The organism is Microcoleus sp. A006_D1, from assembly GCF_036702805.1.
Lineage (GTDB): Bacteria > Cyanobacteriota > Cyanobacteriia > Cyanobacteriales > Microcoleaceae > Microcoleus.
The window spans coordinates 54,066-67,609 of the sequence record NZ_JAUBVZ010000013.1 but is presented as its reverse complement, the minus strand read 5'-3'; the positions used below and the strand labels follow the sequence as shown (position 1 = coordinate 67,609).

Annotated in this window: 13 protein-coding genes; 7 read left to right on the top strand and 6 right to left on the bottom strand. The window is 46.5% G+C overall.

Going from position 1 to position 13,544, the window contains the following annotated elements; all coding sequences use genetic code 11:
- The first annotated feature begins 28 nt into the window (after nt 1-28).
- Together QUB68_RS21580 and nrdJ are read left to right on the top strand one after the other, a co-directional pair.
- The gene (locus tag QUB68_RS21580; protein WP_332996258.1) at nt 29-1,063 is read left to right on the top strand and encodes a hypothetical protein; all 1,035 of its coding nucleotides are present in this window, start codon (nt 29-31) and stop codon (nt 1,061-1,063) included.
- Between the two features lie 5 nt (nt 1,064-1,068).
- Nucleotides 1,069-2,136 carry a ribonucleoside-triphosphate reductase, adenosylcobalamin-dependent gene (nrdJ, locus tag QUB68_RS21575; protein ID WP_332996421.1) on the top strand — a complete coding sequence of 356 codons (1,068 nt, stop codon included), beginning with the start codon at nt 1,069-1,071 and terminating at the stop codon, nt 2,134-2,136.
- Nucleotides 2,137-2,196: 60 nt separating this feature from the next.
- On the opposite strand, the gene QUB68_RS21570 is transcribed toward nrdJ, so the two are convergent.
- Nucleotides 2,197-2,415: a hypothetical protein gene (locus QUB68_RS21570; protein WP_332996256.1), complete on the bottom strand. Its 219-nt coding sequence runs from the start codon at nt 2,413-2,415 to the stop codon at nt 2,197-2,199.
- Nucleotides 2,416-2,576: 161 nt separating this feature from the next.
- Between QUB68_RS21570 and QUB68_RS21565 the strand changes: the two genes are divergently transcribed.
- The 3 genes from QUB68_RS21565 to QUB68_RS21555 all read left to right on the top strand — a co-directional run bounded on the left by QUB68_RS21565 (nt 2,577) and on the right by QUB68_RS21555 (nt 4,473).
- Entirely contained in the window at nt 2,577-2,777 is a 201-nt protein-coding gene (locus QUB68_RS21565) for a helix-turn-helix transcriptional regulator (RefSeq protein ID WP_332996254.1), read from the top strand.
- 105 nt (nt 2,778-2,882) lie between these two features.
- The gene (locus tag QUB68_RS21560) at nt 2,883-3,365 is read left to right on the top strand and encodes a hypothetical protein (RefSeq protein WP_332996252.1); all 483 of its coding nucleotides are present in this window, start codon (nt 2,883-2,885) and stop codon (nt 3,363-3,365) included.
- A gap of 4 nt (nt 3,366-3,369) precedes the next feature.
- Nucleotides 3,370-4,473, top strand: coding sequence for a formylglycine-generating enzyme family protein (locus QUB68_RS21555; protein WP_332996250.1), 1,104 nt, complete (start codon nt 3,370-3,372; stop codon nt 4,471-4,473).
- 22 nt (nt 4,474-4,495) lie between these two features.
- On the opposite strand, the gene QUB68_RS21550 is transcribed toward QUB68_RS21555, so the two are convergent.
- Nucleotides 4,496-6,892, bottom strand: a complete 2,397-nt coding sequence (locus QUB68_RS21550) for an ATP-binding cassette domain-containing protein (RefSeq protein ID WP_332996248.1) — start codon at nt 6,890-6,892, stop codon at nt 4,496-4,498.
- An 89-nt stretch (nt 6,893-6,981) separates the two neighbouring features.
- Between QUB68_RS21550 and QUB68_RS21545 the strand changes: the two genes are divergently transcribed.
- A complete protein-coding gene (locus tag QUB68_RS21545) occupies nt 6,982-7,104 on the top strand; it encodes a hypothetical protein (RefSeq protein ID WP_332996246.1) in 123 nt (40 codons plus the stop codon).
- Nucleotides 7,088-8,572, top strand: a complete 1,485-nt coding sequence (locus QUB68_RS21540) for a serine/threonine-protein kinase (RefSeq protein ID WP_332996244.1) — start codon at nt 7,088-7,090, stop codon at nt 8,570-8,572. The genes QUB68_RS21545 and QUB68_RS21540 overlap by 17 nt, the downstream gene beginning before the upstream one ends.
- A gap of 133 nt (nt 8,573-8,705) precedes the next feature.
- Here the strand turns inward: QUB68_RS21540 and QUB68_RS21535 are convergent, their stop codons facing one another.
- The 4 genes from QUB68_RS21535 to QUB68_RS21520 form a co-directional block, all read right to left on the bottom strand.
- Nucleotides 8,706-10,370: a trypsin-like peptidase domain-containing protein gene (locus tag QUB68_RS21535; protein ID WP_332996242.1), complete on the bottom strand. Its 1,665-nt coding sequence runs from the start codon at nt 10,368-10,370 to the stop codon at nt 8,706-8,708.
- A 118-nt stretch (nt 10,371-10,488) separates the two neighbouring features.
- Nucleotides 10,489-11,274 carry a S1 family peptidase gene (locus tag QUB68_RS21530; protein ID WP_332996239.1) on the bottom strand — a complete coding sequence of 262 codons (786 nt, stop codon included), beginning with the start codon at nt 11,272-11,274 and terminating at the stop codon, nt 10,489-10,491.
- A gap of 31 nt (nt 11,275-11,305) precedes the next feature.
- Entirely contained in the window at nt 11,306-11,866 is a 561-nt protein-coding gene (locus QUB68_RS21525) for a COP23 domain-containing protein (RefSeq protein ID WP_332996237.1), read from the bottom strand.
- 345 nt (nt 11,867-12,211) lie between these two features.
- The gene (locus tag QUB68_RS21520; RefSeq protein ID WP_332996236.1) at nt 12,212-13,498 is read right to left on the bottom strand and encodes a Glu/Leu/Phe/Val family dehydrogenase; all 1,287 of its coding nucleotides are present in this window, start codon (nt 13,496-13,498) and stop codon (nt 12,212-12,214) included.
- Nucleotides 13,499-13,544 lie beyond the last annotated feature (46 nt).

The following is a 13,544-nucleotide window of genomic DNA, read 5'->3' as shown; positions in this document are numbered from 1 at the left end:
AAGCTTCTGACACCGTACAGCGTAGAGAGTGAAACTAGATTACAATGAAAAAAGCAATCTAGAATATAATCTCTCCAAGAGTGTGGGGGCGCGTATGACAAGCACCTTCTATGGCTACTCAGGTTTCTACGGTGAGCATTGTTTAAGGTCAAGCCTTGAGTACATTTACGCGAAATACCTGGACTACATGAAAATTGGCTGGACATACGAACATAAAACTTATTTACTCTCGAATGAAGTTCGGTACAAACCAGACTTCCTTCTTGAAAATGGTGAGTATGTCGAAATTAAAGGCACTTTTAATTATCAAAGTGACTTGCCAAAAATTCAGCGTTTTGAGTCTGAGTACAATGCAAAAGTTACGATTATTCAAGAAAAGGGCTTAAGACAACTCATCAAGGATACTCCTTTTGTATTTGAGCATTTGAAACAGGAATGGAAATCCCAGGCCAAGGTAAGAGGCATGGATAATTTCGGAAAGAGAAACCCTATGTATGGTGTTACTCAATCTGAAAGTACCAAAGCCAAAATCAAAGCTAAGGCGAATGCAAGATTTGCCGACCCTAGTTTCAAAGAGAAGTTTCTCAATAGTCCCAAGCGAAAAGCATACCATGAGTCACGAAAAGGAAAGAAAACAGGTGCGTTAGTACCTAGATTTATTCTTACTTGTGAATTTTGTCAGAACAGTTTTGAAGTTATACAACACAAAGTATCCAAGCGTCGTTTTTGTTCAAAAAATTGCTCTGTCCAATCGCAGCATGGAAAAACTTCAACAACTAATTCTGATATTCAAACATTAGCTCATACTTTTGCCTTGGATAATTATGAAGCCCTCTTATCTGTAAAGTTGAATAACCTAAAAGAGCTTTTTCAACCTTTACATGACTCAATACAAAAAGAAAATAACATTCTGGATATCAGAACAATATCTCAGATTGTTACAGGTAAGCCATGTAGCAGAAAGGAACTCCTCTATTATTTGAGGGAATACGCGCAAAAGGTACGCGGAGCTACTGCGAAAAATCAAGCAGTAGAACTAGAGGATAAAAAGCCTTTAGGGTAACATAACTGGAAATCATCGGCTCGAATTTTCACTGCAACCTTTCGGAGGTTCACCTCAATCAAATCGACCCTTACAACTTCAAAGAACAAGAAGAAGCTTTCACTGCCGCAGGTTTATCTGTCGCGGTACTTCTCAATCACAAATTCCTCGAACCTCGCTATCAATACAGCCGCGAATTAGACCCGATCGTCGGCGTATCATTTACTGGATTGTTCGATTTCTTCGTTCACGCTTTCGGCGTGGAGTGGCTGCGCTGGTGGGTGGAAGGCCGCCCGCAAACTCCCCAGGGAATAGCGTTTAAACAACGGGAAGAAGAGTATTTGACTGGTTGGCGGGAGATTGTGAATCGGGTAGTTTGGGATTATTGCGATCGCCATTCCTTAAAACGCCCAAATCGCTGCACAACCGTGCAACCATCGGGTACTAAATCTCTGCTCACAGGTGCTTCTCCGGGCTGGCATCCGCCCAAAGCCCAGCGTTTTATTCGCCGAATCACTTTCCGCAAGAGCGACCCCGTAGCCCTCGCCTGCATCGACTACGGATACAACGTGATTCCGTCTCAATCTGACAAAGATGAAAACGGCAATTTGCTCAACAATCCCTTCGATGAACGCTGTACGGAATGGCTGGTAGAAATACCCGTTGCTGTAAGTTGGGCTGACTTGCCGGGAGCCGATGAAATTGACATTAACAAGTTCTCGGCGGCCGCACAAATGGACTTTTATATGCAGGTGCAAAAGTTCTATGTCAGACACAACACTTCGGCGACGATTGAGCTGCGTGAAAATGAAGTTGAAAGTTTGGGTACTCGGATTTACGAAGCGATTCGCGATGACGAAGGCTACATTTCCGCAGCTTTGTTAGCCAGGTTTGATGCTCTTGAAACATTCCCGCGTTTGCCCTTTGAACCGATAAACAAGGAAACTTACACCAAGATGGTAGCAGAGGCTTTATCGCGCCGCGAAACTGAGGTTTTCCACGTAGCTTTGAGGCGCTATGACATGGGTGAAATGATGGATTCTGGGCCGGCTGGCTGCGATTCTGACAAGTGTTTGATGCCTGAGACTAAGTAGATTTAGCTTTAGCTTGAATATGAGAAATCCCCTGGTTTTGGGGATTTTTTTTTTTGAGAATTAGCGATCGAATGTTCTGTAGCAAGTGTCAGGTTGCTGGGACTCTAGCAAGTCGGGGTTAAATATCACCACGAATTTCGCGCCCGGAACCAAGCGACGGAGAATCTCTAGATGACCGTCCGCATCCGATCGAGTGCGAAACTGACCAACTGTCACACGCTGCATTTTGGGCAGCAAACGAACCATAACCCAAGGGTAAAGTCGTTCTTTGTAAGGCATAATTAACTTGTCTCCATATGTATGGGAGCCAGAGCCAGTGCTGATAGGTTGGTAGCCGGGATGCACTGGCTTTCTGACGAACGCGATGTTCTCCTCTCATACTACGGACAATTTTGGGTTAAGTCAAGTTAACCATAGAAATTCTGAAATCGGTACAGTGAATGAGTAGTGTGGGGGAAAAACTCAAACAGCGACGGCAATCGCTGTCTTTGACGCAGCAGCAAGTTGCCGATCAATTGAGCGTCACTGTAACGACGGTGAAAAATTGGGAAGCAGGCCGACATATTCCAAAGCTGTATCTAGAACAGACGAAAGCATTGTGCGACCTCTTAAAGCTTTCCTTAGATGAACTGGTAGATTAACTTGCGGTTGCAGAAACTGCTACGTGCAATATCTGTAAAGTGCGCCTCGGCGTACTTTACAGATATAAGTTGATCGCACCTAAAAACCAGTGAGGTTAATATAGTATGAAAATTCGCTGCATTGCCAACAAAGGAGCAGACCTGCCGGAAAATTACCTAAATCCACCGCTAGACATCACCAAAGAAACTGAATTTAAATTGATAGTCGGGAAAGAGTATACTGTCTATGCTATCTCGGAATGGGAAGGAAATTTAGGGTACTATATTTGCGATGAGCGCTATACTTATTATCCTCTAGAGAATCCAGCCCCGTTATTTGAGATAATTGATGGCAGATATTCTCGGTACTGGCAAGTGCAATTAGCAACTAACGGTTTGTTAGAGATTGCTTTTGAGCATTGGTTCTCCATACCTTATTTTTACGATCGACTAACTGACCAAGAAACAGAAGCCGTTTTGATTTTTGATAAAATGAAAGAGCTCATGGATGCTGAAGCGGAAATTCCTCAAGCGCAACCTTTCTCAGTTGAGGAATTACTCGCGATGCCTCTATTGCAGCCGGATCAACTAGCAAAAGTCCTTGGTTGAAATCATGTCAGACAATCAAAATGAACCTAGAGAATACGATGCAGTCAAGGGCGGTCAAAATTTAATTCCTGTCAATGCTGCGGTGCTTGGAGGCATTCCCGGCGTTAAAAGCCGCTTGGCCTCGCCCGCTGTCGAAGTTAGAATCGCCGCACTCTCCGAAGCCACTAAATATGGAGAAGCAGGCTTAGATTTGATAGTTCAAGCTTTGCAGGATGAATCAATGCAGGTGAAATTTGCTGCCTATTCACTGCTGAAAGATAGAAATGAGGAAAATATTCAACAACATTTACAAAACTATTCTCCTATATTTGAGTTTGATGTCATCACAGTCGATGCGTATGGAAAAGAAAACAGCCGCAGAAAGTCGTTTGCTCACTTTTTTTCTGAAGACTTAGGTAATCAAATCGTACTGGAAATGGTTTACATCCCCGGCGGCACATTTATCATGGGTTGCCCCAACGACGAAGAGGGAGTAAATTATCAGCAAAGTCACCAGCATCAAGTCACAGTACCAGCTTTTTTTGCAGGCAAATACTCCATCACCCAAGCACAGTGGCAAGCAGTGATGGGAAACAACCCATCCCATTTCCAAGGTGAAAAACGTCCTGTACAAAATGTATCGTGGGATGATGCGGTAGAATTCTGCGGCAAACTCGGGCAAAAAACTGGGAAAAAATATCGCCTCCTGAGTGAAGCAGAATGGGAATACGCCTGTCGTGCGGGTACAACAACCCCATTTCATTTTGGGGAAACCATAACCCCGGATTTAGTCAACTATAACGGATACGGGCCCTACGCAAACGCCCCCACAGGACTTTCGCGCCAAGAAACAACCGATGTCGGGAGTTTTCCCCCCAATGCCTTTGGACTGTGCGATATGCACGGCAATGTTTGGGAGTGGTGCAGCGATACGTGGCACGAAGACTGTAACGGTGCGCCAACTGACGGAAGTTCCTGGGAAACTGGCGGCATAAGGGATGGTCGAGTGGTGCGTGGCGGTTCCTGGTTCGATACTGCGCTCACTTGCCGCAGTGCCTATCGTGCCGTGGGTTTTGTGGGCCTTCGCTCCCCGTTCGCCGGTTTTCGCGTAGCTCTGGTTTTCGCGTAGTCTCCGTAGCCAGATTTCCTACTTATTTGAAAACATCTTTCCGCTTTTGCAATAACAAAGTTACGGTTAAATAAACTGCGGCGTGCAAACCTAAAATTCCCCAATTCAAAGCCAAGTTTTGCCACGTCGGTTCGTAGACTGCGCTTTTCTCGAATAACTGCGGTAGGATTGTACGATCGGGTAATTCGATCGGCTTCGGCACCATCGCATTCACGTTAACCAAGCTGCCGTAAGCACCCACAGACCACCGGCTGACCGTCAACCACGAAATATACTGACCGATTTTCTCGATTTTAAACAAACTTCCGAGACTGAACAACACTCCCGAAAAAATAATCTGCGGCACTAACAGCAAAGGCAAAGCACTGTTGGCTTGACTGCCATTTTTCACAAATGCCGATACCATCAATCCCAAACTCATACTGGCCAGCAGCGTTAAAAACGTAGTAATTGCTAAACCCAGCGGCCAATAAATTGCATCCGGTGACGGCTGTTTAAAGCCAATTAAAATTACTGCGGTCATCAGCAGCGTTTGCAGCAAAGCCAATCCCGCCAGCACTACAAACTTGGAACCAACATAGGGCAACAAACCTAAATTGACCAATCTTTCTCGCTGGTAAACCGCAGATTCTTTGACAATTTCTTGCAAAGAACTTGACAAACCTACCCAAATAGCTGCTGATGTAAATACAAACAAAATTCGCAGCGCTAAAAAAGCCAGGGCTGGGTCATCTGCTTTGCCTGTTACCAGCGGTTCTATATCTTTGATTCCCGCTAGCAAAATCGGGCAAACGGCAGCAGTTAACAGTCCCAAACCAACGTTAACTGGGTCGCGTAAAGTTAGCTGAAAATAGCGATGGGCGAGCAATAAAAGTTGTTTAATTGGGGAGACTCTGGCGGGTTGGGGAAGTTTCGCGGGTGGAGCTTGTTTTTGCGGTGCTTTGGGACTCAGGGGCGCGGCAATGTAGCGCTGGTAATAAGCGGAATTGCGATATTTGTTCGCCCATTCTTTGATAACTGTTTCGCTGGTTTCTAGCTGGTTGTAAATCTTGGAAAAGTCGGCTTGACCTACTCCAAAGAAGTTGGCGGCATCTGCTGGCGGGCCGAAGTAGCAAAGGTAGCCGTTGCGGCCGAGAAAAACTAGCCGATCGCACAAATTGACATTTGCAGTAGCGTGCGTTACCAAAACCACCGTCCGCCCTTTATTTGCCAAATTTCGCAGCAGTTCCATCATCGTTTTATCCAACCCCGGATCTAATCCCGAAGTCGGTTCGTCCAAAAAAAACAACTTCGGATCTGCCAGCAATTCCACGCCGATACTCACCCGCTTTCTCTGGCCGCCGCTGAGTTTTTTGACCAAAATATTCCGCTTGTGCGACATATCAATATCTGCCAGCGTCTTTGTCAAAACTTGCTCGACATCAGTATCCGGCGGCAGTCGCAATTTAATTGCGTAAGTCAGGGCTTCTTCGACTGTCAATTCGCCGTGAACCACATCATCTTGCGGCACATAACCGATTAAAGAACTGTAGGATGCAAAGTTTTTTCGCAATTCCTCGCCGTTGACGTAAACTGCGCCGCGAGTTGTGGTTTCAATCCCCAGCAAAGTCCGCATTAATGTGGATTTTCCCGCGCCGCTGCCTCCGACTAGCGCCACTAATTGTCCGGGTTCAATGGTTAGGGAAATATCGTTAACAAAAGGCCGGACTAAGTTAATTGCTTCCAAGCGGATCGGATTTCCCGGATCGAGGACGGTTATTTCTTCGTTTTGATAAATTAGCAGGAAAGGGCCGATGCGAATTTTTGCACCTTCGGTTAAAACGGCTGATTTTTTGATGCGCTGGCCGTTAATAAAAACGCCGTTAGCGCTGTTGTTGTCTGTGAGTATGTATTCTCCGCGTTTGTTGGCATCGATCGTACAATGGCTGCGGGAGACGATCGGCGAATTTAACTCTAGCGTAGAATTGCGATCGCGCCCCAAGACTACCGATCGATTTCTCAGAGACACAGACTCCCGCGAACGCAAAACAGCCAGCGCCGGACTTGCAGGATTGAAATAAGTCACCCGCACCGGATTTCTCAAATCTTTACCGACGCGCAACTCGATTCCGTGCTGCAAAATGCAGCCTCTATCGGGAGTTACAGGAGTTTCAGCAGGAAGTACAAATAACCCGCCAGTGCTGGGTTTGACGCCATCGCCGTCATAGATGCGGTAGTCCTCTCCTTCTTGGCGCAAAATCGCTTGACATCTCGACAGCTTCTCCCAATCTTGAGGAACCAGCAAGTCAGCTTTGTCGGGAGCTCGCCCCAGTGCGTGTTCAGTCTTTGTCAGTTCCAAGCGTACCACTTCGCCTTGATAGTCGATTTCTAAATAGGGGCTGGCGATTAAGTTTGTTTTTTTGTGGGTGTAACCTGTCATAGGATTTTAGGTTTGAGATTTTTGATTTTAGATTTTGCGAGAATTGAGTATTCAAAACATGAGTAATGTTATATCATGTTTAATAATCAATGCTGACAAGCACCGCACTAATTCCCAGCTATCCCTATTTGGATAGCTTTCAGGAAGCTGCTTTGGCACTAGATACTATCTCTACCAAGCTAATTCCTCCCTACCATGAGCTACTGCATTAATCCTAACTGCCGCCATCCAGAAAATCCTCCGACTATCAACTTTTGCCAAAGCTGCGGCTCAAAGTTGTTAATAGACGAACGCTATCGGGTGACTATTGTTTTGGGACAAGGAGGCTTTGGCAAAACTTTTGAAGTCAGAGATAGAGACGGGACTCGGAAAGTTTTAAAAGTTCTAACTTATATCGAACCTAAAGGGGTAGAACTTTTCCAGAAAGAAGCTAACGTTTTGCAGAGGCTGAGGCATCCGGGACTTCCGGCAGTGGAATCTGACGGCTATTTTACTTTCAAGCCTAATGATACTACCAACTCCTTGCACTGTCTGGTGATGGAGAAAGTTGAAGGTAAGAATTTGCAGCAGTGGTTGGAAAGTGAGAGTTATCGACCTATCGACTCGCACCTAGCTATTGACTGGTTGACACAACTGACGGAAATCTTGAATCTCGTTCACAATCAAAATTATTTTCACCGGGATATTAAGCCGCCGAATATCATGCGCCGGTCGAGTGGAAAATTAGTATTAGTTGATTTTGGGGCGGTGCGGGAAGTTACAGAAACTATTCAGAGAGCAACTGGAGAAGTAACTCGAATTTCTTCAGCGGGTTACACTCCCGAAGAACAAAAAAAGGGCAAAGCTGAGCCGCGTTCTGATTTTTTTGCTTTGGGCCGGACTTTTGTGTATTTGCTGACGGCTCAAGAACCGAAAAATTTGCAGGAAGATGTGCGATCGGGGAAATTGATTTGGCGCACTTTGGCGACTCAAGCATCGAAGCCGCTAGCCGATTTGCTTGACGATTTAATGGCTCATTTCCCGAACGGGCGCCCGAAAGATACGCAAATTTTGTTACAGCGTTTGGCTAAAATGGTCGAGGGTTCGCCATCTCCCTCGCGGAGAAATCCTAGATTTGCTTTGGGGTGGAAGCAGGTTGTCATTGGGACGGGAGTTGCAGGGGCGATCGCAGCTTCCGCCTTCGCAATGCAAAATTTCTCTAAAACTCACTCGGAAAATTTATTAACTTATCAAAGTTCCGCCCATAATTTTAAAATCAAATATCCTGAAAAGTGGGAAAAACAAGAGTTGCAAAACCCAGTGATTAACGATGTGGTTGTATTCATTTCACCCAAAAAGACCGCTGCCGATTCTTATCAAGAACAAATTACTATCAGCATCGAAGATTTACAACAAAAACCAATGTCTCTAGATGAGTACAATAAGTTGTCTCTCGCTCAAATTAAAAATAATTTTACAGATGTTAAGATTTTAGAAGAAAATTCTAAAACTGTGGCTAACAATCGAGGTTATACTGTAGTTTTTGATGATAAAGACGGACAAACTAATACAAAAAAAATGCTAACTTGGACGTTGATTAATAATAAAGCTTACGTGATTACTTACACGGCGGAAAAATCCGAGTATTCGGAGTATTTGAAAACGGCTGAAGCTATGATGAATTCCTTGGAAATTAACTAATTACGTTTTTTATAGTCAGGACTTCAGTCCTTATTTTCTAAGATGAGATAGGACTAAAGTCCTCACTACGAACTGGTTTGTAGTAAGGACTTCAGTCCTTATTTTCTAAGATGAGATAGGACTAAAGTCCTCACTACGAACCTGCTTGATTTTGCCATTTTTTGCCGAAATCAGTCAGCGTTTCCTTCGGAATTTGCTGTTGCAACCATTCCAAAGCTCGATTTTGGTGGGGGTGGAGGCCTGCGCGATCGTACACTTTGCAAACATCCACCAAATTTATCGGTTTGTTACCGGCTCTTGCTATCAATTGAGTGCGCCACTCTTGGGCAAATTTATCCATGGTTTGGGCGGGAATTCTGCCCTGCAACCACTCTAATGCTCGCTCTTGGTGGGGAGTTTGACCGCTGAGGTCGTAAGTGTTGCAAACATTCACCAAGCTCAAAAACCCGATCGGCCCTGCTGCTCTGGTTTGAGGTGGATTTGCTCGGGCTGCGGGAGCCTGTACAGGCCTGGCTGCGGGTTCAGGTGCAGGCTGGGTTACTACGTTTTGCTGCGGCAAACTGCTAGCAGTCTTGCGTTCGGTACCCACACCGCAAGCTAAATTATTTCTGCCGTAAGTCGGATCGGAAGGGCGAACATTGATTGCTGTTGTTGCTTCGCAGACAATCGAGACAGTCGCCGGATTGCTTAAACTGGCGTTTTCCTCCAAGAAAATCGCTCCCACATAAGCTTTGCTGTCCGCAGACTTAGGTATTGCGTAGTGAAAAGCACCTCTGGTAGTGGTGCGAATTGCAAAGTTGTAATCCTGTGGCAATAAAATACTAAAGCTTTTGGCGATCGACGCCACAGAATTGAGAAAATCGCGGTTGCGAACAACATAGGTTTGCTGGCCGCGAACCATCGAACTAATTGCCGACTCCGCAGGCGATTGCACTTCCCTCACTGCAATGCGTTCCGGTTCTGGCGCTAAAGCCTGCGGCGGTGCTTCCGGCTGTGGGGCGGGTGCTGGTGCTGGTGCGGGTGCTGGTGCTGGTGCGGGTGCTGGTGCTGGTGCGGGTGCTGGTGCGGGCTTTATGGGCGGTGGGGGTGCTATTTGCACGGGCGGGTTCTGGGCTGAGGTCGATCGAGCGTCACTAACTGTTTGGCCCCGTCTCGCCAGAAATATCTCAAAAGGAACGCCGTAATTCTCTACAGCCTGTTGAAGCCGCACATCAGCTTTGCCGTGAGTTGCCACCAAACGGCCGTTGCTATCGACAACCGGGCCGCCGCTCATGCCGGGGAGAGAGGCGCCGTCGTAGGATAGTTCGTAACCTTCACGAGAACCGGGGGCTCTACCGTTGACGTTGACAGGGTAAAAGCGGTAGCCGCGTTTGGTATCAAATTGTCCGGGACTGGGATAGCCTGCTACATAAACTGTTGCCCCTGGCTGCAAATTTGCAGAGGTCGCAGTTTGAGCGACTCCGTAGTTATTCTTACTTTGGAACTGCAACACTGCTAAATCTGTTCCCGGCACGTTTATGGCTTCGTAGATTTTGTAGCGCATCCCGTCGCCAGTTTGAATAAAGCATTCACCAGTCGTTGCTACGACGTGATTGGCAGTGAGGACTGTGTAATTTTCACCTTGACGCTCAATTATCGATCCCGATCCCTGGCAATCGCCAGCGATCATTACCGTAAACTTTTTGGCAATTTCCCCGATCTCGGTTCGTTCTAGTGCTGTTGCTGCCAGAATTTGCACTGAGACGATCGCCACCGCCCCTACCAATGTTGTTGAAATTCTGCTATAAAATTTCGTCATTGTCCAATTATTAGTTTAGTTTAAGCAATCGTAGGGCGGGTTTGTAGATATTTTCATTTTCGATCGTGCGATCGTTTCCGCCAAGCCAAAGCACGAAATATCGCACACTCGATCGCGCCTATTTTTTCAGAGAATTGGTTGTCATTTCCAGCCCTGAAGGTGCTAGCTGCTTAAAAGTGTCGATCGGAATTCCCCAACTGTACTTGCTCATCTCCTCCCGCAGCGCTGCATTCGGTTCAGTGCCGTCTTTATACTGATAGGGGTCTCCCCACAGCGGGTAAGCATGGACGCCGTTAACGCCCACCAGCTCGCCGCGAGAGTTCAGCAGCGGGCCACCGCTCATGCCTTTTTCTATATCATTGGTGTAACCAATTTGATAGCCGCCTTCCAAAGCTTTGTCGAGCACCCGCCAAACTTTGCCGGTTTTGAACACAAATCCTCGGTCTTTTAAACCTTCTTCTGTAAAAGGAAAACCGCCTGCAAATACTTCATCCCCAACTTTCGGCACAGCACCCGGCTTGGCTGTCGTGTATTCAGCGCTGCTACTAAAGCGCAACAATGCTAAATCGTTGCCTTTAAAATTAGCGTCTTTGACGAAGGTTGCAGGGTAAATTTTATTGTCTGGAGTTTGGATTTGGTAGGGAGCTTTCCCGGCTTTGAGGACGTGTTCGTTGGTCAGTACGGTGTACTGCGAGCCCTGCTTGCGAATGGCGATTCCCGTTCCTGCAACTTGTCCAGACGATCGCACCCTGACAGCTATAGACTCAGCTTGCTGCTGCAATCGCTGTTGTGACATTTCGACTGGCAGTTGTTTTAAGGAATTTTTGGCAGGCAGAAGTTGTGCCGGCAGCACCATTGAGATGCCGCTGATACAAGTTGCCAAGATTAGTGAACGCCAATCCATGTTTGTTTAGCTCGCAGTTTCTTTGCTACTTTTACCACAAACGCTCGTTGTCTGGTGGTTCGTTTTCAAACAATAGGTTGAGATTGACGTTAGCAAAGCCATTTTCGTATGTTACCAGTTGCTTTTCCCCGCTCAGGTAAAGCGGCTGCTTGGAGGCGCGGTTGCGCGTGTTGAGCATTTCTTCGAGAATCTGGTTGGCATTGTTGGGCCGGGGTACTGTCAGCACTACTGCTTCGGGACTCGAACAGTTGCCGCTGCCTCTGGATCGATCGACGCACAATACTTGTTGACCGTTGAAAGTCCCCGCTCTCATGAAGTTGAGCTGTCCGTTGTCGTTAAACCGCTGGAATCTAGCCGATACGTCTTCGCAGCGCCGCTTGGGAGTCCACCCGGAAGCTGAGAAAGCTTCGTTGTTCCAAACTATCAGGGGTACGGGGCCTTTAGCGGCCGTGCGGACTATGGTTGCGGGTTTGCCTTCGCTAATCCCGCAGAAGAATTGATTTCTGGTTTGAGCTTGGCCCGGCTGCAAGAAAACAGCCGATGTACCTATGACGATCGCGGCCGCGGCCGTGCCAAATAATGCTTGTCTCATGGGGTAGCCTATATAGTTTTAATCAATGACAGTTTTTTTACGTTCTCCCCTGTTAAACCCGATCGAGCTAACAGGAGACCCCTTGTCGCATTTAGTTATTAAATTTTGCGACCTTTAACAGTTAACTCTACAGTATTAAATAATATTAGTCAATCGCTGCCCAGCTATTTTTCAATAACTACCTGCCTGTTATAGCCTGTGCCTTGGTTAGTTCCACAACCATATTTAATCTTTTTGTTTGTGGAACAGGCTTCGACGCTGTGCCTTCCTTCGTTCCACAACCATATTTAATCTTTTTTTGTGGAACAGACTAGAAGCCTGTTCCTTCGTCCGTTCCAACTTCCGTCAACCGTTTACGTAATAATCCCTAGTTCCCTTCGCATTCATCGCTTCTCCGAGTCGGTGCAAACCGTACACGTATGCCGCAGTTCTCATACAAACCGACAATTCCTGAGATTTTTTCCAAATTGCCTCAGTTTCTTCGACCATTTTGTGGTGCAACCGCCCGTTAACTTCCTCCAGCGTCCAATAAAGTCCGCTGCGATTTTGCACCCACTCAAAATAACTAACCGTTACGCCACCGGCATTGACTAAAATATCAGGGATTACCTGAATTCCCCGCGCTTCCAAAATCAAATCAGCAGCCGAACTAATCGGCCCGTTAGCCACTTCAAATATCAACTTTGCTTTGATATCACTGACATTTTCTTCAGTAATTTGATTCTCCAACGCTGCTGGAATTAGCACGTCTACATCTAATGCTAAAAGTTGCTCGTTTGTCAAGATTTCGTGTTCGATAATATTGCAGACAGAACCTTCGCAGTAAATAGCTTTGATACCTTTGTTAGCTTCTTTGAAGCGGCGGATGCTGGGAATGTCCAGCCCTTGTTTCGCATAAATTCCCCCTTGGGAATCGCTGACTGCCACAACTTGGTAACCTGCTTTCCAGAGCAATTGTGCTAATTCGGCCCCGGCATTTCCGAAACCTTGGACGGCTACAGTTGTGTCTTCGGGAATTCGGTTATATTTGGGTAGGAGAGTTTGAATCACAAAAAAAGCACCCGTTGCGGTGGCGGTATCTCGACCCAAACTGCCGCCGATTGTGACTGGTTTACCTGTCACCACCGCCGGACTGAGCTGTCGCTTAATAATACTGTACTGATCCATCATCCAACCCATAATCATGGGATTGGTGTAGACATCCGGTGCGGGAATATCGACATCTGGGCCGATGAAATCTGCGATCGCATCCACGTAACCCCGGCTCAACCTTTCTAATTCGAGTTTGGACAATTCTTTGGGATTGACAGTGATTCCGCCCTTTCCTCCTCCGAATGGTAAGTTGAGAACTGCACATTTAAAAGTCATCCAAAATGCCAAGGATTGCACTTCATCGAGGGATACTTTCGGGTGGTAGCGCACTCCTCCTTTTGACGGGCCTCTGGTATCGTCATAGCGCACCCGATAACCTTGGAAAATTCGCAGCGAACCGTCGTCCATCCGCACGGGAATTGATACAATTAAACTGGATTTGGGATATTTGAGTCGCTCGATCGCATCCTCGGAAAGGGACACATATTTTAAGGCTCGTTCTAATGGGCGGCTGGCATCGGTAAATAATGAGTCAGACATAATAACAGTTGACAGTTGACAGTGGGCTGTTGACAGTTGACAGTGG

What these genes read in the sequence shown, in the direction of transcription:
- QUB68_RS21570 (WP_332996256.1), bottom strand. Translation starts at nt 2,415, where the DNA reads ATGCCTTACAAAGAACGACTTTACCCTTGGGTTATGGTTCGTTTGCTG.
- QUB68_RS21565 (WP_332996254.1), top strand. Translation starts at nt 2,577, where the DNA reads ATGAGTAGTGTGGGGGAAAAACTCAAACAGCGACGGCAATCGCTGTCT.
- QUB68_RS21560 (WP_332996252.1), top strand. Translation starts at nt 2,883, where the DNA reads ATGAAAATTCGCTGCATTGCCAACAAAGGAGCAGACCTGCCGGAAAAT.
- QUB68_RS21555 (WP_332996250.1), top strand. Translation starts at nt 3,370, where the DNA reads ATGTCAGACAATCAAAATGAACCTAGAGAATACGATGCAGTCAAGGGC.
- QUB68_RS21550 (WP_332996248.1), bottom strand. Translation starts at nt 6,892, where the DNA reads ATGACAGGTTACACCCACAAAAAAACAAACTTAATCGCCAGCCCCTAT.
- QUB68_RS21545 (WP_332996246.1), top strand. Translation starts at nt 6,982, where the DNA reads ATGCTGACAAGCACCGCACTAATTCCCAGCTATCCCTATTTGGATAGC.
- QUB68_RS21540 (WP_332996244.1), top strand. Translation starts at nt 7,088, where the DNA reads ATGAGCTACTGCATTAATCCTAACTGCCGCCATCCAGAAAATCCTCCG.
- QUB68_RS21535 (WP_332996242.1), bottom strand. Translation starts at nt 10,370, where the DNA reads ATGACGAAATTTTATAGCAGAATTTCAACAACATTGGTAGGGGCGGTG.
- QUB68_RS21530 (WP_332996239.1), bottom strand. Translation starts at nt 11,274, where the DNA reads ATGGATTGGCGTTCACTAATCTTGGCAACTTGTATCAGCGGCATCTCA.
- QUB68_RS21525 (WP_332996237.1), bottom strand. Translation starts at nt 11,866, where the DNA reads ATGAGACAAGCATTATTTGGCACGGCCGCGGCCGCGATCGTCATAGGT.
- QUB68_RS21520 (WP_332996236.1), bottom strand. Translation starts at nt 13,498, where the DNA reads ATGTCTGACTCATTATTTACCGATGCCAGCCGCCCATTAGAACGAGCC.